Raw genomic sequence first — 17,665 nt, forward strand, 5'->3', positions numbered from 1 at the left:
GGTCGCCGGGTTGCTGGAGTAGTACGTCTCGTACTGGCCGCCGGGGCGGGTCATCTCGCGGAGTTCCGCGGGCGCCGCTATGGAGGCCTGCACCTCGGGGTGGGTGCCTATCCACCAGCCGAGCAGCGCGGCCACGGCCGTGGAGATCAGCGCCGTCGGCACCCACCAGTGACGCGCGCGGTAGACGGCCGCCGGGAACCCCTGGGTAAAGAAGTGTGTGACGTCGCGCCAGGACGCTCGGCGGGTGCCCGTCACCGCGCTGCGCGCGCGGGCGACCAGCTGGCTGAGCCGGCCGGTGAGCTGGGGGTCGGGGGCGGCCGACTGAATCACCGAGAGGTGGGTGGCGGCGCGCTGGTACAGGGTGACGAGTTCGTCGGCCTCGGCTCCGGTGAGCCGGCGGCGTCGTCCGAGCAGGGCGTCGAGGCGGTCCCACTCCGCGCGATGCGCGGAGACGAAGACGTCGAGGTCCATCGGTGTCCCTGCTCCTCGGCTGTTCGTACTGCGGTGCGATGTGCCATCAGCTTGGCAGACTGGCGGTGTTCGGGGCAGACCCAGGGAAGGGCGGCGGGCGTGAGTGAGCTGGTGACGGGCGAGGCGGTGGCGCTGGAGCTGCGCCCCGCGAAGCTGCCCAGCAGGGGGCTGGCGGTGCTGCTGGACCTGGCGGCGGCCGTGACCGTCTATGTCCTGGTGACCCTCGGGCTGGTGGCGGCGACGGCCTCGCTGGACGAGGCGGCGCGCACGGCGGTGTCGGTCGCGACGTTCGTCCTGGTGCTGGTCGGCGGGCCGATCCTGGTGGAGACGCTGACGCATGGGCGGTCGCTCGGGAAGCTGGCGTGCGGGCTGCGGGTGGTGCGGGACGACGGCGGGCCGATCCGGTTCCGGCACGCGCTGGTGCGGGGGCTGCTCGGGGTGATCGAGATCCTGATGACGTTCGGGGTCGTGGCGTGCGTCGCTTCCCTGGTGTCGGCGCGCGGGCGGCGGCTGGGGGATGTGTTCGCGGGGACGCTGGTGGTGCGGGAGCGGGTGCCGGCCGCCGGGCAGGGCGGTTTCGTGCCTCCGCCTCCCCCGTGGCTCGCGGGACGTTTCTCCGGGCTCGATCTGTCGGCGGTGCCCGACGGTCTGTGGCTCGCCGTCCGTCAGTACCTGACGCGGATGCGGCAGCTCGACCCACAGGTCGGCTGGTCGATGGCGGAGCGGCTGGCGGCGGACGTGGCCGGGCGTACCGGGGCGCCGGTGCCTCCGGGGGTGCCGGCCGCGATGTATCTGGCGGCGGTGCTGCAGGAGCGGCAGACGCGGGAGGCGCAGCGGACGTTCGGGGGCGGAGGGGCCGCCCCGGCCGCCCCGGCCTCTCCTGTTCCCGCCGTCGGCCAGGGCGGGCCTGTGCTGCCGCCGCCCGCCGTTCCGTCCACACCCGTGTCCCCGGCTGTACCGCCGGTCGCGCCGCCCGCGAGCGGCGAGGCCCCCGGTGCGTCCGCCGGGCGTCCCGCCACCGGCTTCGTGCCGCCCGCCTGACCACCGCCGGAGGCGGCGCTTCCTCAGCCGAGGTCCGACGGCGGTGAGTCCAGGTCCTCCAGCTCGACGCCCGGCGCGGACAGGACGACGTCCCCGGCCAGGTGCACGGTGTGCTGCTCGCCCGTGTCCAGGGCCGTGACCTGGTACGCGTCCACGGTCAGGGGGCCGTTGTCAGTGGCGTGTGTTTCTCTGTCGACCAGCGCCCAGGACTGGTCCACGGTGCGGGGGGCGAGGACCGGATCGGTGAAGGCGACGAGGCGTACGCGGGTGGCCGCGGCGGAGGGGGTGAGGCGCAGGAGACGGGCGGTGGCGACGAGGAAGGCCGGGGAAGAGCCGGTGAAGGCGTGGGCGCGCACATTGCCTTCGGTGGCGTGGGTCCCGGTGGGGTCGGTGCGGACCCAGGTGACGCCGTCGAGGGCGGCGCCGCGGACCTGCCAGCTCGCGGCGTGCAGTTCGAGGCGGAGGGGGCGGCCGAGTTCGTCGAGGGTGAGGTCGACCGAGCCGACGTGATCGCCGTCGGGGGCGGTGAGCTGGGAGACGTAGCGCCAGCCGGAGGGGCCGGGGGCGCACTGGAAGTGTTCGTCAGCGAGGGGGGTGTGATCGTGCGGATCGTGGAGCGAATAGCGGCCGCGGGGCATGGGGGTCCTGGGTCGTGAGGGCGGGGCCGGTCGCCGGCCCGACAAACGGGGCAGGCCCCCGGCACGGGGGTGCGGGGGCCTGCCTCGGGGCTCGGGCTCGGTGAGGAGCGCGGCCGGCTCAGTAGCGGTAGTGGTCGGGCTTGTACGGGCCCTCGACCTTCACGCCGATGTAGTCGGCCTGGTCCTGGCGCAGCGTGGTGAGCTTGACGCCGAGCGCGTCCAGGTGGAGGCGGGCGACCTTCTCGTCGAGGTGCTTGGGCAGCACGTAGACGCCGGTCGGGTACTCGTCGGGCTTGGTGAACAGCTCGATCTGGGCCAGGGTCTGGTCCGCGAAGGAGTTGGACATCACGAACGACGGGTGGCCGGTGGCGTTGCCCAGGTTCAGCAGGCGGCCCTCGGACAGCACGATGATCTTCTTGCCGCCGGGGAACGTCCAGGTGTGGACCTGCGGCTTGATCTCGTCCTTGACGATGCCGGGGACCTTCGCGAGGCCGGCCATGTCGATCTCGTTGTCGAAGTGGCCGATGTTCCCCACGATCGCCTGGTGCTTCATCCTGGCCATGTCGGAGGCCATGATGATGTCCTTGTTGCCGGTCGTGGTGATGAAGATGTCGGCCGTCTCGACCACCTCGTCGAGCGTGGTGACCTGGTAGCCGTCCATCGCCGCCTGCAGCGCGCAGATCGGGTCGATCTCGGTGACGATCACCCGGGCGCCCTGGCCGCGCAGCGACTCCGCGCAGCCCTTGCCGACATCGCCGTAGCCGCACACGACGGCGGTCTTGCCGCCGATCAGGGTGTCGGTGGCGCGGTTGATGCCGTCGACCAGGGAGTGGCGGCAGCCGTACTTGTTGTCGAACTTCGACTTCGTCACGGCGTCGTTCACGTTGATCGCCGGGAACAGCAGCGTGCCGTCACGCTGCATCTCGTACAGGCGGTGGACACCCGTCGTCGTCTCCTCGGTGACACCGCGGATCTCTGAGGACAGCTGGGTCCACTTCTGCGGGTTCTCGGAGAGGGTGCGGTTGAGGAGCTCCAGGATGACCCGGTGCTCGTCGGACTCGGCGGTGTCCGGGGAGGGCGCCTTGCCGTCCTTCTCGTACGCCACGCCCTTGTGGACGAGGAGCGTGGCGTCGCCGCCGTCGTCGAGGATCATGTTCGGGCCGCCGGTGGGGCTGTCCGGCCAGGTCAGCGCCTGCTCGGTGCACCACCAGTACTCCTCGAGCGTCTCGCCCTTCCAGGCGAAGACGGGGACGCCCTGCGGGTTGTCGGGCGTGCCGTTCGGACCGACGGCGATGGCGGCCGCGGCGTGGTCCTGGGTGGAGAAGATGTTGCAGGACGCCCAGCGGACCCGCGCGCCGAGCGCGACGAGGGTCTCGATGAGGACGGCGGTCTGCACGGTCATGTGCAGGGAGCCGGTGATCCGGGCGCCGGCCAGGGGCTGGGCGTCGGCGTACTCCCTGCGGATCGCCATCAGGCCGGGCATCTCGTGCTCGGCGAGGGTGATCTCCTTGCGGCCGAACTCGGCCAGGGAGAGATCGGCGACCTTGAAGTCCTGTCGGCTGTCGACAGTCGTCATTACGGGCTGCTCCTCGGGTTGGGTCGAGGTGGGTACGGCTGGTCTGCGCGGCGGCGGACACAGGGGTGCCCGAGGAGGGCACAGGCATGCCCGCGTACGCGCAGCGCAGTCCGTCGGAGGCCCTCTCTCCCTCGGCCGGTCCGCGGGGGACCGCCCGACCGCCATCAGCAGCGACGTCTGGCTCCGTCCCAAGCTACACCGACCCGCCCGGCGGTCCCCAGTCCGGCCGCGAACACATCAGGCCGTTCTGGGGCCGCGATGCGGTCCCGGAACGGCCTGACGGCGGTGTCGGGGCGGGTCAGTGCGCTGCGTCCGGCTGGGTGGGGCCGCCGGGCGTGGCCTCGGGGTCGGGCCCCTTGGCGGCCTCGGCCTCGCTGTAGATGTCGGGCTCGAGGTAGATGACCCGGGCGATCGGCACGGCGTCGCGGATCCGGGACTCCGCGGCGTTGATGGCGGCGGCCACCTCGGCGGCGGTGTCGTCGTGCTGCACCGCGATCTTGGCGGCGACGAGCAGCTCCTCCGGGCCGAGGTGGAGGGTGCGCATGTGGATGACGCGGGTGACGGTGTCGCCGTCGACGACGGCGGCCTCGATCTTGCGGGTCTCCTCGGCGCCCGCGGCCTCGCCCAGCAGCAGCGACTTGGTCTCGGCGGCGAGGACCAGGGCGATCAGGATGAGCAGGACGCCGATGCAGAGGGTGCCGATGCCGTCCCAGACGCCCTCGCCGGTGGCGAGGGCCAGGCCGACGCCGCCGAGGGCGAGCACCAGACCGACGAGCGCGCCGAAGTCCTCCAGCAGGACGACCGGCAGCTCGGGCGCCTTGGCGTGGCGGATGAACTCCTTCCAGGAGCGGCCGCCCCGCAGGCCGTTGGACTCCTTGATGGCGGTGCGGAAGGAGAAGCCCTCGGCGACGATCGCGAAGACCAGCACGCCGACCGGCCAGTACCAGTGCTCCAGCTCGTGCGGGTGCTTGATCTTCTCGTAGCCCTCGTAGAGGGCGAACATGCCGCCGACCGAGAACAGCACGATGGAGACGAGGAAGGCGTAGATGTAGCGCTCGCGGCCGTAGCCGAAGGGGTGCTCCGGGGTGGCCTTGCGCTGGGCCTTCTTGCCGCCGACGAGCAGCAGCGCCTGGTTGCCGGAGTCGGCGACCGAGTGCACGGACTCGGCGAGCATCGACGAGGAACCGCTGAAGACGAACGCCACGAACTTCGCTACCGCGATCGCGAGGTTGGCGGCGAGTGCCGCCACGATCGCCTTGGTGCCGCCTGACGCGCTCATGTGTCCGCGTTGTCCCTTCGTACGCCGTTGAGTCCCGGCAGGCGGGTGCGCCTGCCGCCGGGCCGTCGCCCGTGCTGCGACGGTGGGCCATTGTTGCAGCCCCGCCCGGCGACGGTGCGTCAGCCCGTCGTCATGGACCGCTCAGAGGACGACGGTGGCCCGGAAGACGGTTCCGGTACCCGAGACCTCGGCCTTCTCACCCGCGGGGACGAACACGGACTGTCCCGGCGTCAGGTCGTGCTCACCCGCGTGGACCGTACCCGCGGTGCACAGCAGGATCTGCGGGGCATCGAGGGTGACGTCGTGGGCGGGGGCGCCCTCGGGGAGGACGTAGCGGGAGAGCCGGAACTCGTCGGTGGGGGTCTCGTAGACCTCCTCGTCGTCCGGTCCGGCCTCCGGGCGGAGCACGCCGGGGTCGGCGGCCTCGAAGCGGACGATGCGCAGCAGTTCGGGGACGTCGACGTGCTTGGGGGTGAGGCCGCAGCGCAGCACGTTGTCGGAGTTGGCCATGATCTCGACGCCGAGGCCGTCGAGGTAGGCGTGCGGGACGCCTGCGCCGAGGTACAGGGCCTCGCCGGGCTGGAGCCGGACGTGGTTGAGGAGCAGCGCGGCGACGACGCCGGGGTCACCCGGGTAGTGGTGGGCGATGCCGGCGTAGGGGGCGTGGTCGCCGCCGAGGCGGTCGCAGGCGGCGGCCGTCTCCGTGACGGTGTGGGCCATCTCGTCGGGGTCTGCGGTGAGGACTGCGGTGAGCACCTCGCGCAGGGCCGCCTCCTCGGGGCGGGCGTGCAGCAGGTCGACGTACGGCTTGAGGGAGTCCACGCCGAGGCCGTCGAGGAGTGCGGCGGCGTGCAGCGGGTCGCGGAAGCCGCACAGGCCGTCGAACTCGGTGAGGGCGCAGATCAGTTCGGGCTTGTGGTTGGCGTCCTTGTAGTTGCGGTGCGGGGCGGTGACGGGGACGCCGCGGCGCTCCTCGTCCTCGTAACCCGCCTGCGCCTGGGCCCGGTCGGGGTGGACCTGGAGGGACAGCGGGGAGCCGGCGGCGAGCAGCTTGAGCAGGAACGGCAGGCGCGGCCCGAACTTGGCGACCGCGGCGGCGCCGAGCTCGCGCTCCGGGTCGGCGTCGATGACCTCGGCGAGGGTGCCCCGTCCGGTGCGCGAGGGGGCGCCGGGGTGGGCGCCCATCCACATCTCCGCCTGCGGTTCGCCGGTCGGTTCGGTGCCCAGCAGCCGCGGGATGGCGGTGGTGGAGCCCCAGGCGTAGGGGCGGACGGTGTTGTCGAGGCGGTCCATGGGGCTCTTCGCGTTCCTTCTGCCGGTTCTCGTGCGGGCGGCGCCGGGCCGGGCGTCCGCGCGGGGTTTCAGGGGGCCTTCGGCATCATCGGGGTGTGGAGGCGAGCGCCAGGTAAACGGCGGCGAAATCGGTGACGGCGATCAGTTCCGCGAGGGTCTCCAGTTCGCCGCCCTCCTCCGGTTCCAGCTCGCTGATGGGCGTGTCGTGGGTGAGGGCCAGTTCGCGGGCGGCGGGGGCGGCGGTGAGGCCGCCGAGGGGCCGGTCGCGGAGCAGCACCACGCGCGCGTGCAGGGCGGGCGGTTCCTCCACGCGGTCGCGGAAGAAGTCGTCCGGGTCGGCGCCGGCGGCGAGGGGTCCGGCGAGCAGGGCGCTGTGCGCGGCGAGGGCTTCGGGCAGTTCGGCGACGACGGCGGGGGTGCCGGACAGCTCGGCGAGCGCGGCGGCGAAGCGCCGTCCCGCCGGTCCGGCCGAGACGCCCTCGGTCCACACGATGGGCAGCGCGTCGGCGAGTTCGGCGGCGAGGGTCTTGGCCGCGTTGCTGTACGTGGCGACGGCGGGCCCGCAGCGTTCGGCGACGGCGTCGAGGCGGTCGGCGACCTTCTGCAGGGCGTCCGGCGGCGCGGTGAGCAGGCCGGTGCGGTCCAGCAGCGCGAGCAGCGGGGTGAGCAGCGCCCACAGCACGCCGGGCGCGGAGGCGGCCAGGGGCTCGTCGTGGTCGTAGGGCGCGACGGCCATGGGGACGAACAGGCCGTGGCTGCCGGAGACGGTCTCGGCGAGCGGGGTGCCGGCGGGGGCGACGGCGACGACCGTGAGGCCGCGCCGGTAGGCCTGCTCGGAGAGGAGGGACAGGCCCGGTTCGGTGCCGTCCGGGGTGGCGATCAGCAGCAGGTCCACGGACCCGGCCCAGCCCGGGAGTTCCCAGCGCAGGGCGCCCGCGGCGGGCGCGACGCCGGTGGGGGCGAGGCGGGTGACGGGGCTGCCGGCGCCGGCCAGGGTGCCGAGCAGGTCGGCGGCCTGGGTGGCGGCGGCGCCGGGCCCGGCGATGAGCACGGCGCGGGGCGCCGTCGGTTTCAGGCCGCCCACGCCCGCCTCGGCGGCGTGCCGTGCCGCGGTGCGGACGCGGGCGCCGGCCTCGGCGGCGCCGCGGAGCAGGGCGCGGTGGTCGGCCTCGGCGAGGCCCTCCGGTGAGTCGAGCAGCGATTCGTCGAGCATGGGCGACTGGCTCCGATCGGCGGGGCGGTACGCGGGGGCTCCGGGCGCGCGGCGGCTACTCCGGGCGGCGGGCCTCGTCGACGAGGAGGACGGGGATGCCGTCGCGGACCGGGTAGGCGAGTCCGCAGTCCTGGCCGGTGCAGACCAGCTCGGTGTCCCGCTCCTCGAGGGGGGAGTGGCAGGCCGGGCAGGCCAGGATCTCCAGGAGGCCGGCTTCGAGAGGCATGAGGGTCCCTTCACTGGTGGATGTGCTGGTCAGGGTACCGCCGGTGGGGGCCGCGCGGCGGGTCCGGGGCGGTCCGCCCCGGGCGCCCGCCGGCCCGGCCTCCGGGGGTTCGGGGACTACTGCCTGATCAGGGCGAGGGCCTCGTCGCGGACGCGGATCATGGTGGCCTCGTCGCGGGCCTCGGCGTTGAGCCGCAGCAGCGGTTCGGTGTTGCTGGGGCGGACGTTGAACCACCAGTCGGCGGCGGAGACGGTGAGGCCGTCCAGGTCGTCGAGGGTGACGCCGTCGCGGCCCTCGTAGGCGGCGCGGATCGCGGCGAGGCGGGCGGCCTGGTCGTCGACGGTGGAGTTGATCTCGCCGGAGCCGGCGTAGCGGTCGTACTGGTCGACGAGCGCGGACAGGGTGCCCTGCTGCTCGCCGAGGGCGGCGAGGACGTGCAGGGCGGCGAGCATGCCGGTGTCGGCGTTCCAGAAGTCGCGGAAGTAGTAGTGGGCGGAGTGCTCGCCGCCGAAGATCGCGCCGGTCCTGGCCATCTCCGCCTTGATGAAGGAGTGGCCGACGCGGGTGCGTTCGGGGGTGCCGCCGTTCTCCCGGACGACCTCGGGCACGGACCGGGAGGTGATCAGGTTGTGGATGACGGTGCCCGTGCCGCCGTTGCGCGCGAGTTCACGGGAGGCGACCAGGGCGGTGATGGCGGAGGGGGAGACCGGTTCGCCGCGCTCGTCGACGACGAAGCAGCGGTCGGCGTCGCCGTCGAAGGCGAGGCCGAGGTCGGCGCCCTCCTCGCGGACGCGCTTCTGCAGGTCGACGAGGTTGGCCGGGTCGAGCGGGTTGGCCTCGTGGTTGGGGAAGGTGCCGTCGAGCTCGAAGTACATCGGGACGAGCGTGAGCGGCAGTCCGGCGAGGACGGTGGGGACGGTGTGGCCGCCCATGCCGTTGCCGGCGTCGACGACGACCTTCAGCGGGCGGATGCCGGTGAGGTCGACGAGGGAGCGCAGGTGGGCCGCGTAGTCCTCGAGGGTGTCGCGGCGGGTGACGGTGCCGGTGGTGGCGGCCTTCTGCGGGGCGCCCGTGTCGCTCCACTCCTCGACGAGGGCGCGGATGCCGGCGAGGCCGGTGTCCTGGCCGACGGGGGCGGCGCCGGCGCGGCACAGCTTGATGCCGTTGTACCGGGCCGGGTTGTGCGAGGCGGTGAACATCGCGCCGGGCAGATCCAGCGCGCCCGAGGCGTAGTACAGCTGGTCGGTGGAGCACAGGCCGATCTCGGTGACGTCGGCGCCCTGGCCTGCCGCGCCGCGGGCGAAGGCGGCGGACAGGCCGGGCGACGAGGGACGCATGTCGTGGCCGGTGACGACGGCGGTCGCGTCGGTCACCCGCACGAAGGCGGCCCCGAAGAGCTCGGCGAGCGCCTCGTCCCACTGGTCGGGGACGACCCCGCGCACGTCGTACGCCTTCACGATCTGCGAGAGATCAGCAGCCACGGCAAGCCCTTCCGGAAGTCCTGTCGGTCACCACAAACTACCCGTAGTGTCCGGCGGGACCGTCGCGGAGGCTCAGGGCAGCATCCAGCCGAGCACCACCGTGCTCTGCCCGACCACGATCAGGCACATCACGAGCAGCAGGCCGAGGCTCCAGGGCAGCACCTTGCGCAGCAGGTCGCCCTCGCGGCCCGCGAGTCCGACGGCCGCGCAGGCGATGGTGAGGTTCTGCGGGGAGATCATCTTGCCGAGCACACCGCCGGAGCTGTTGGCGGCGGCGAGCAGTTCGGGCGAGAGGCCGGACTGCTGGGCCGCGGTGACCTGGAGGGCGCCGAAGAGGGCGTTGGCGGAGGTGTCGGAGCCGGACACGGCGACGCCGAACCAGCCGAGCACCGGGGACAGGAAGGCGAGGCCCGCTCCCGCTGCGGCCACGAAGTGGCCGATGGTGGCGGCCTGTCCGGAGAGGTTCATGACGTAGGCGAGGGCGAGCACGCTGGTCACGGTGAGCAGTGCGAACCGCAGTTCGCGCACCGTCTCCAGCCACTCGTTGACCGCCACGCGCGCGTGGACGCCGATGACGGCCGCGGTGGCGAGCCCGGCGAACAGCACGAGCGTCCCGCCGGTGGAGACGAGCGGCAGGCTGAACATGTTGCCGCCGACGGGCTCGCCGTCGGGGTTCGCGACGTCCAGGAACGGCCAGTTCCAGGTCTGCGTGGCGCCGGCGAGCCAGTCCTTGACGGCCGGGATCTGCGCGACGGCGAAGATCGCGACGATCAGCGCGTAGGGGGCGTACGCCCGGACGACCTCGCCGCGCGGGTCCTCGGCGTCCAGTTCCTCGCTGCGGGTGCCGGTGAGGACGGAGGCCCGTACGGTCTCGGTGGCGGGCACGCGGGAGTGGGGCACGGCCATCAGGGCGCCCGCGCCGACGAGGGCGGCGCCGATGTCGGCGAGCTGCGCGGAGACGAAGTTGGAGGCGACGAACTGCGCCACGGCGAAGGCGACGCCGCACACCAGGGCGGGCACCCAGGTCTCGCGCAGTCCGCGCCGGCCGTCGACCAGCCACACCAGCACGAGCGGAACCACGAGGGCCAGCAGCGGGGTCTGGCGGCCGACGACGGACGCCACGGAGTCCAGCGGCAGCCCGGTGACCTGGGCGAGCGTGACGACGGGCGTCCCCATCGCGCCGAACGCCACCGGCGCGGTGTTGGCGACCAGCGCGACCACGGCGGCGCGTACGGGGTCGAAGCCGAGGGCGACCAGCATCACGGCGGAGATCGCGACGGGGGCGCCGAATCCGGCCAGGGCCTCCAGCAGGGCGCCGAAGCAGAACGCGACGACGAGCGCCTGGATGCGGGGGTCGTCGGAGAGACGGCCGAAGGAGCGGCGCAGGATGTCGAAGTGGCGGGTGCGGACCGTCATCCGGTAGATCCACAGGGCGTTGACGACGATCCACATAATGGGGAAGAGCCCGAAGACGGCGCCCTGGACGCCGCTGGAGAGCGTCTGGTCCAGTGGCATCCCGTACGCCAGCCAGGCCACCGCGACGGCCGCCGCCAGGCCGATGAGGCCCGCGAGGTGGGCCTTCATCCGGACGCCGCCGAGCAGCACCAGCACGATCAGCAGAGGCAGGGCCGCCACGAGGGCGGAGAGGCCGAGCGATCCGGCGACGGGTTCCAGTTCCTGGACGTACACGTGCGCCTCCCGGATTCCGCCATGCGAAAGCGATTTCTCGCTGGGTCACCGGAATGGTCGTGTCCGCGCCAAGCGGGCGTCAATGGGTGTGCAGTGAAGGGATGTGACGGGGTGACCGGGCGCGTGCCCTCAGTTGTCAGGGGAGCGCAGAACCCGCAGGTGGCCGCGGCGGGCGACCTCCATCGGGTCGGCGCCACGCGCGCCGCCGCCTCCGGCCGCCCGCTCCTGGGGACGGGCCGCCTCACGCACGGCGTTGGCGAGCGCTTCCAGGTCGTCCCCGCTGGGCTGCGCCGGGGCGGACCCGTCGAGCAGGCGGACGACCTCCCAGCCACGCGGCGCGGTGAGGCGCTCGGAGTGCTCGGCGCACAGGTCGTAGCAGTGGGGTTCGGCGTAGGTGGCGAGCGGGCCGAGGACCGCGGTCGAGTCGGCGTAGACGTACGTCAACGTCGCGACGGCGGGACGGCCGCAGGCGGTGCGCGAACAGCGACGTACAGGGCTCACGACGTTGGACGGTACCGCACTCTTGAGCGGGCCGCGACGACTCTCCACCAGGTCACTCCCCCGTGTCGGGGTGTGAAACGCCCCACATACCCCAGGAAACACACCTCTGTGACCAGGCGGTACGCCGGAACGGCGGCTTTCGGACGGTTCTGATTGCGGTCACCAGTCGACATAAACACCGTCAAAAGCCTTGAGGTGATCGGTCGAGGAGAGATACGGAATCGAGCCCAAGCTTGGCTGGAATGGTCAGGTTGTGACATGGCGCGCGGGTCGGCCGGAACGCGCGTGGGCGTGGGGCGGCCCGGCGGCACGACGACTACCCTTCGCAGTGATGGACAGCCCCGTGACTCCTCACTCCGCAGGCCCCGGGCCCCGACGCCGTGACCGACACGGCCGGGGCATGCGCGGCCCGATCGCGCCACCCCAGGTGCCGCTGGCCGCCAGCCGCGCGGAGACGTTCGCGGACCTGGTGCAGGACTCGGTGGAGCGTCTCGAGCGGCGCTGGCCGCAGCTCGCCGACATCGATTTCCTGGTGCTGGACGTCCCCCGGCTGGACGGCGCGGCCGCCGGCTGGGACGAGACGGTCCCCCTGGGCGGGACGGTGACGGCACGCGACGGCCGCCCCGCGCGCGTGGTGATCTACCGGCGGCCGGTCGAGATCCGCTCCAAGGGGCGCGACGAGCGGGCGGCGCTGGTCCATGAGGTCGTGGTCGAACAGGTCGCCGACCTGCTGGGACTCACCCCCGAGACGGTCGACCCCCGGTACGGGGAGGACTGAGGTACCGGGGGGTCCTGGGGGCTCCTGCTGCTACCGCTGGAGGACGGACAGGTCCTCGGACGCCTCCGGCACCGCCACCATGCCCCGGTCGTCCGGGAGCGGCTGCACCGTGAAGAACGGGACGCCGCCCTCCGTCGAGGCCAGGGTGCGCGAGGCGTAGACGGGGCCGCCCGACCGCGTCTCCACCGTCAGGGCGTAGCTGCCCTTCAGGCCCGCGGGCACGGGCGCCTCGATGTCCTGCGTCGTCCCCGACTTGATGCTGTACGTCTTCGTCTGCGGCGTGCCGCCCTTGGTGCCCGCGGAGGCCGTCACCCTGATCTCGGCGGCGCCCTCGGGCGCGGTGACCGAGAGGGTGGTGCCCTTGGCGGTGTTGTCCAGGGCCGTCGCGCGCGTCTGGACCGGGCGGGCCGCCGGGATGAACGCCGACTCCTGCTTGCCCTCCTCGCCTCGCAGCACCCGCACCGCCGCCACCACGGGCACGGAGGCGTCCGGCGCGGTCAGCACCAGGGAGCCGGCCTCGCCACGGGTGAGGTCGCCCAGGTCGAAGGCCGCCGTCATGCCGCCCTTGAGGTGCAGCGTCTCGTTGCCTGCCGGGGTGATCAGACCGGAGGGGGCGGCGAGGCGCACCTTCAGGTCGACGTCGGCGTCCCCGGGCGTGAAGGCGACCAGGCGGACGGCCGTGGCGTCCTTCGGGATGCCGGGCAGGACCAGGCTGCCCGACGGGTCGGCCGACGCGGGCAGCCAGTCGCCGCCCGTCTCGTCGTCCAGGGCCTGCACGGCGGCGCCGACCCGGCCGCTGCGCACCACCACGTGCACGGTGACGTCGGTCTGCTTCTCGGCGGTGAGCGTGGACAGCAGCACCGGCTCGGAGGAGCGCGGCTTGACCGTGATGCCCTCCCCCACCGTCGTCTCGAGCTCGCCGTCCTTGCCGTAGAGCTCGATGTCGACCACGGCCGCGGAGTCGTCCGGGTTGGTCAGGTGGATGTAGTCGGTGCGGGTGTCGTCCGTGCTGGCGCCGGGGAACCAGAACTGCGTGTCGGCGGCGGAGCAGGCGACGCCCTGGAGGCCGCGGCCGGTGCCCGCGGTGACCTCGGTGGTCTGCTGCGCGGTCCAGCCGGACGCGAAGCGGCCGTCCGCCGTGCCGACGAGTGCGGGGGCGTCGGCGCCCTCCGCCTCGGCGGTCACCGGCGTGCCGGGCTCCTTGAGCTGGAGGACGGGCTTGCCGCCCTGGTCGTCCTTCGCGGAGCCCTTGCCGCCCTTCTCGCTCTCCTCGTCGGCGGAGGCGTCCTCCCCGTCCTTCTCGTCCTCTTCGTCGGCGGAGGCGTCCTCGTCCGGGACGGTCTGCCGCGCGGCCGACCGGAGCACGGCCGTGCCCTTGTCGTCCGCGCCCTCCGTGACCGGGGTGAACGAGGTGTAGGTCGTCTCGGCGAGGTCGGAGGTGCTGGGCTGCGGGCAGAGCAGGCCGGTGCGCTCCACGGGCAGGGTGGCCGCCGCCCCGGCCGGCTGCTCGGCCGCCTCGGGGCCGGGCGCGGTGAGCGCGGCGAAGCCGGTGACGGCGGCGAGCGCGGCGGCGCCCGCGATCAGGGACAGGGTGGTGCGGTTCACTGCTGGCTCCCGTCAGGACGCTCGTTGCCCGTGCCGTGGGGGTCGTAGGCGGGGTCGTAGCCCTGCTGGTACGCCGTCCCGTCGTACCCCTGCGGGTACGTCTGGTCGTAGCCCTGCTGCGGGGCGCCGTAGCCGTAGGGGTCGTACGCGCCGTCCTGCTGCGGGTAGCCCTCCGCCTGGTACTGCTGTCCGCCGTAGCCGTCCGCCGGGTACTGCTGCTGGTAGGGCGCGGCCGCGTAGGCGTTCTCGTCGTAGTCCGCGTTCTGGTACTGCCCCTGGTCCCAGTCGCCGTAGCCGGCCTGGTGCGGGACGGTCGCGGGGGGCTGCTCCGGCGGGGCGGGCATGGCGCCTTCGCCGTCCCCTGTGCCGTACGGGTCCGGGCCGGGCGCGTCCATGGCGTCGGCGTCCGTGCCGTTGCTGCCGTCCGGGTCGCCGCCGTCGGCCGCCGCCGCGGCTGCGGCCTCCGCCTCGGCCTGGGCGCGCAGGCGACGGGCGCGGCGGCCCTCGCCTGCCATGGCCTCGGCCGGGACGGGCGCCTCCTCGGGCAGGTCGTCGTCGATGTCACGGCTGCGGCCGGGCAGCGCCATGACGACGAGGACGATCGCGAGCAGGCCCTGCGCCCACATCCACAGGGTGTGGGTGAACGGCTCGTCGTAGGTGACGTCCAGGGCGCCGCCCGACGCGGGCAGCTCGAAGCCCTGGGCCCAGCCGTCGACCGTGGTCGGGGTGAGCTCCTTGCCGTCGAGCGTGGCGGTCCAGCCCTCGGCGGCGGAGTCGGCCAGGCGCAGGACGCGGCCCTCCGCGCCGTCCTCGATCTCGGTGTGGATCTCGACCGGGCCGGCGGCCACGGGCTCCGGCTCGCCCTTGCCCCCGGCGGGCACGACCACCGCGCGGGCGACCTGACGGTCCACCCGCCACAGCGCGCCGCCCGCCTGCTGGCTGAGCCGGCTCAGACCGGGCGTGGCGTCCAGTACCCGGGTGACCTCGCGCGGGGCGCCCGTGTGCACCAGGACGTAGCGGACGGCGAAGCCGCCGAGCTGGTCGGCCTGGTCGGCGCCGGAACCGGCGACGAGGTTGGCGACGACCTTGTCCAGCAGCTCGTTCTCGCCGTCCTGGGCGGCGATCTCCGCGTCGCCCATGCGGGCCCCCGAGCCGCGCACCAGGACGTAGTCGACGCGGTCGGCGGAGTCGGTGTCGAGGACCAGGGTGCGGGCCTGGTCGCGGGTGGCGCTCTCCTCGGCGACGAACGCCGGCACCTGCACCGGTTCGCGCCGCTCGACGGGGCCGTCGGCGCCGCCGGCCATCCAGCCGACGGCGAGGACCAGCGGTCCGACGGCGCAGGCCAGGGCGATCAGCGCGGCGACCGGCTGGCGCCAGCCGAAGCTCATCTCGGCGACACGCGCGCGGGCGCCGTCGGCGCCCAGTGTGCCGGCGGCCAGCAGGGCGATGCCGTAGACGAGGGTGGCGGGGCCCGCCCAGGCGGAGCCGTTCGACAGGGCCGCGAAGACGAGGCCCACCAGGGCGGCCGTCCACGCGGTGAGGATCGCCGTGCGGCGCTCGGCGCGCAGCAGGGCGGCCAGCGCGGCGAGGACCAGGCCGATCAGCAGCAGCCCGCTGCTGGTGCCCGGTCCGCCGGGGCTGGCGCCGAGCAGGTCGAGCGCGGACGCGGCGGACTGTCCGAACGGCAGTCCGGCCTCCGTGAAGAAGCCGAACGGCAGCAGGGACAGCGACCAGGGGGCGAGCACCAGCAGGGGGCTGCCGAACTGCGCCAGGAAGCGCGGGCCGTAGGTCTTGAGATCGGCCCGGCGCAGGGCCAGCACGCCGATGCCGAGGACCAGCGCCATCGGCCACACGATCGGGGTGAAGGCCGTGGTGAGGGTGAGCAGCAGCGCATATGCCCAGGTGGCGCGCCAGCTGCCGCGGCCGTCGGGGGCGGTGAGGCCGCTCGCGGCGATGCCGGCGCGGGCGAGGAGGGGCAGCAGCACGGCGAGCACGGCCGTGCCGATGTGTCCGGAGGCCAGGGCGCCGGTCGCGGCGGGCAGGAAGGCGTAGGCGACGGCCGCCCACGCGCGCAGCAGCCGGGACTCGACCAGCGGGCGGGAGGCGAAGTACGCGGTGAAGCCGGCCAGCGGCACCGAGCAGACGAGCATCACGGTGACGGCGAGGCCGGTGGAGCCGAGCAGCAGGGTCGCCAGTGCGGCGACGACGGCCAGGTAGGGCGGTGCGGTGCCGGTGCCGCCGGCGCCGACCGCGTGCCAGGCGTCGGTGTAGCGGGCCCACAGGTCGCCCGCGGCGGCGGGCGCGGGCAGCAGGGCGCCGCCGGCCAGGGCGCCGCCGCCGAGGAGCTGACGGCACGCCACCAGCGAGACCAGCAGCAGCGTCAGGAAGAGGACGGGGCCGGGTTTGCGCGCGATGCGCTTGACGCGGGCGAACTGCTCTATCTCGAGGAAGTCGGCGTCGTCGCCGCCGGGCCCGGACTCCATCGCGCTGCCGTGCCGTCCGGCGCCGGAGACCGCCTCGGGGTCGGAGCGGCCGACGAGGTTGCTCGCGACCTGCTCCACGGTGACGCGGACGGTCGCGCCGGGCGGCGGGAACAGCGGCCGCAGCTCGCCCTTGTCGACCTGGGGGCTGCCGCGGTCGCGGCGTCCGGCGAGGATGCGCTCGGGACGCAGCAGGACGCCCATCAGGCCGCGGATCTCGTCGACGGCCTGGCCGGGCACCTTGCCGACCAGGTAGGCGAGGGTGCGCAGCAGGGTGCCGAGGACGACCCGGAGCAGCACCCAGGGCAGCGCGGCGGTACGGGTGTTGACGAGGAGGGTGTGGACGGCGCCGGCCTTGTCCACCTTGTGCGGGGAGGCGGCCGTGCGGCCCACGCAGTCGACGGTGCGACGCTCACGGGAGGCTGCCTCGGCGTGCCGGACGACCGCCTCGGGTGCGACGAGGACCCGGTAGCCCGCGGCGTTGAGCCGCCAGCACAGGTCGACGTCGTCGCGCATGAGGGGCAGGTGCCGGTCGAAGCCGCCGAGCTGCTCGAAGAGGTCGCGGCGGACGAGCATGCCCGCGGTGGACACGCTCAGCACGGGCCGTACGTGGTCGTGCTGGCCCTGGTCCTGCTCGCGGCGGTCCAGACCGGTCCAGCGGCGGCCGGAGTTGGCGATGGAGACGCCGACCTCGAGCAGCTGCCTGCGGTCGTACCAGCCACGGAGCTTGGGGCCGACGACGGCGACGTCCTCGCGGCCGAGCTCGTACTCGTTCTCCACGACGCGCAGCAGCTCCGCCAGCGCGTCGGGCTCGGGCGCGCAGTCGTCATGCAGCAGCCACAGCCACTCGACCGGTTCGCCGTACGGCAGTTCGGGCAGGTCGTAGGCGTCGTCGCGCCAGCTGCGGGTGACCGGGTCCCAGCCGCTCGGCCGCCTCAGGTACGGCAGGTCGTCGGGGGTGAGGTGCGGGGCGCCGCGGTGGCACTCCTCGACGGCCTGGCCGAAGCCGGTGCGCCGGGCGAGGTGCAGGACACGCTCGTCGCCGAGGGCCTCGGTGACCAGCCGGGCGGAGTCGTCGGCGCTGCCGGTGTCGGCGGCCACGGCGAACTGGACGGGGCGCTCCTGGCCGAGCAGGCCGGCCAGGGCGTCCGGCAGCCAGCGGGCGCCGTCGTGGGAGACGAGGACCGCGGTCACCACGTGACGCGGGAACTCAGGTGCGGCAGCGGAATCCTGACGGGCTGCCGTGTGGCTGTGCACGGACATCGAGGTACGGGCCCCGGTTCGGTGGACTGTGGGGACGCCCGTGCCCGATGGGGGCGGCGGGGCGTCTCGGACGAGCGACCACACTATCGGCTGCACAACAAGGGGGCCCGCCGCCTGTGGACAACCCACCG

14 protein-coding genes (1 of these 14 running past the window's edge) are annotated in these 17,665 nt (G+C 73.8%); 2 read left to right on the plus strand and 12 right to left on the minus strand.

The genetic code is table 11. The annotated features are described in order from the left end of the window. On the minus strand, window positions 1-471 hold the start of the coding sequence (locus AY578_RS12840) for a stage II sporulation protein M (RefSeq protein ID WP_258902374.1). Its footprint begins 537 nt before the window's first position; only the first 471 of its 1,008 coding nucleotides appear in the window; it begins with the start codon at window positions 469-471; the stop codon falls past the left edge of the window. A 99-nt stretch (window positions 472-570) separates the two neighbouring features. Between AY578_RS12840 and AY578_RS12845 the strand changes: the two genes are divergently transcribed. Then, window positions 571-1,512 carry an RDD family protein gene (locus AY578_RS12845; protein ID WP_028959700.1) on the plus strand — a complete coding sequence of 314 codons (942 nt, stop codon included), beginning with the start codon at window positions 571-573 and terminating at the stop codon, window positions 1,510-1,512. Between the two features lie 23 nt (window positions 1,513-1,535). Here the strand turns inward: AY578_RS12845 and AY578_RS12850 are convergent, their stop codons facing one another. The 9 genes from AY578_RS12850 to AY578_RS12890 form a co-directional block, all read right to left on the minus strand. After that, on the minus strand, window positions 1,536-2,150 hold the full coding sequence (locus AY578_RS12850; RefSeq protein ID WP_019527110.1) for a hypothetical protein: 615 nt from the start codon (window positions 2,148-2,150) through the stop codon (window positions 1,536-1,538). A gap of 118 nt (window positions 2,151-2,268) precedes the next feature. After that, entirely contained in the window at window positions 2,269-3,726 is a 1,458-nt protein-coding gene (gene ahcY, locus AY578_RS12855) for an adenosylhomocysteinase (RefSeq protein ID WP_258902375.1), read from the minus strand. A 298-nt stretch (window positions 3,727-4,024) separates the two neighbouring features. After that, window positions 4,025-5,005, minus strand: coding sequence for a cation diffusion facilitator family transporter (locus AY578_RS12860; protein ID WP_028959698.1), 981 nt, complete (start codon window positions 5,003-5,005; stop codon window positions 4,025-4,027). Window positions 5,006-5,146: 141 nt separating this feature from the next. Next, window positions 5,147-6,298: a mannose-6-phosphate isomerase, class I gene (manA, locus tag AY578_RS12865; protein ID WP_028959697.1), complete on the minus strand. Its 1,152-nt coding sequence runs from the start codon at window positions 6,296-6,298 to the stop codon at window positions 5,147-5,149. An 85-nt stretch (window positions 6,299-6,383) separates the two neighbouring features. Then, the gene (locus tag AY578_RS12870; protein WP_258902376.1) at window positions 6,384-7,511 is read right to left on the minus strand and encodes an SIS domain-containing protein; all 1,128 of its coding nucleotides are present in this window, start codon (window positions 7,509-7,511) and stop codon (window positions 6,384-6,386) included. Window positions 7,512-7,566: 55 nt separating this feature from the next. Next, complete coding sequence (locus AY578_RS12875) at window positions 7,567-7,737, minus strand: Trm112 family protein (RefSeq protein WP_019527105.1); 171 nt, start codon at window positions 7,735-7,737, stop codon at window positions 7,567-7,569. A 116-nt stretch (window positions 7,738-7,853) separates the two neighbouring features. Next, entirely contained in the window at window positions 7,854-9,218 is a 1,365-nt protein-coding gene (locus tag AY578_RS12880; protein ID WP_019527104.1) for a phosphomannomutase/phosphoglucomutase, read from the minus strand. 72 nt (window positions 9,219-9,290) lie between these two features. After that, complete coding sequence (locus AY578_RS12885; protein WP_019527103.1) at window positions 9,291-10,907, minus strand: L-lactate permease; 1,617 nt, start codon at window positions 10,905-10,907, stop codon at window positions 9,291-9,293. Between the two features lie 129 nt (window positions 10,908-11,036). Then, on the minus strand, window positions 11,037-11,456 hold the full coding sequence (locus AY578_RS12890; RefSeq protein WP_078504677.1) for a DUF3499 domain-containing protein: 420 nt from the start codon (window positions 11,454-11,456) through the stop codon (window positions 11,037-11,039). A 352-nt stretch (window positions 11,457-11,808) separates the two neighbouring features. Here AY578_RS12890 and AY578_RS12895 point away from each other — a divergent pair, with 352 nt between their 5' ends. Beyond that, window positions 11,809-12,186 carry a metallopeptidase family protein gene (locus AY578_RS12895; RefSeq protein ID WP_136239181.1) on the plus strand — a complete coding sequence of 126 codons (378 nt, stop codon included), beginning with the start codon at window positions 11,809-11,811 and terminating at the stop codon, window positions 12,184-12,186. Window positions 12,187-12,216: 30 nt separating this feature from the next. On the opposite strand, the gene AY578_RS12900 is transcribed toward AY578_RS12895, so the two are convergent. Together AY578_RS12900 and AY578_RS12905 are read right to left on the minus strand one after the other, a co-directional pair. Continuing rightward, on the minus strand, window positions 12,217-13,791 hold the full coding sequence (locus tag AY578_RS12900; RefSeq protein WP_215048785.1) for a DUF5719 family protein: 1,575 nt from the start codon (window positions 13,789-13,791) through the stop codon (window positions 12,217-12,219). Next, on the minus strand, window positions 13,788-17,534 hold the full coding sequence (locus tag AY578_RS12905) for a glycosyltransferase family 2 protein (RefSeq protein WP_251144285.1): 3,747 nt from the start codon (window positions 17,532-17,534) through the stop codon (window positions 13,788-13,790). Before AY578_RS12905 ends, AY578_RS12900 begins: the two co-directional genes overlap by 4 nt. Between the last annotated feature and the right edge of the window lie 131 nt (window positions 17,535-17,665).

This window comes from Streptomyces thermocarboxydus (assembly GCF_024760485.1).
Taxonomy (GTDB): domain Bacteria; phylum Actinomycetota; class Actinomycetes; order Streptomycetales; family Streptomycetaceae; genus Streptomyces; species Streptomyces cellulosae.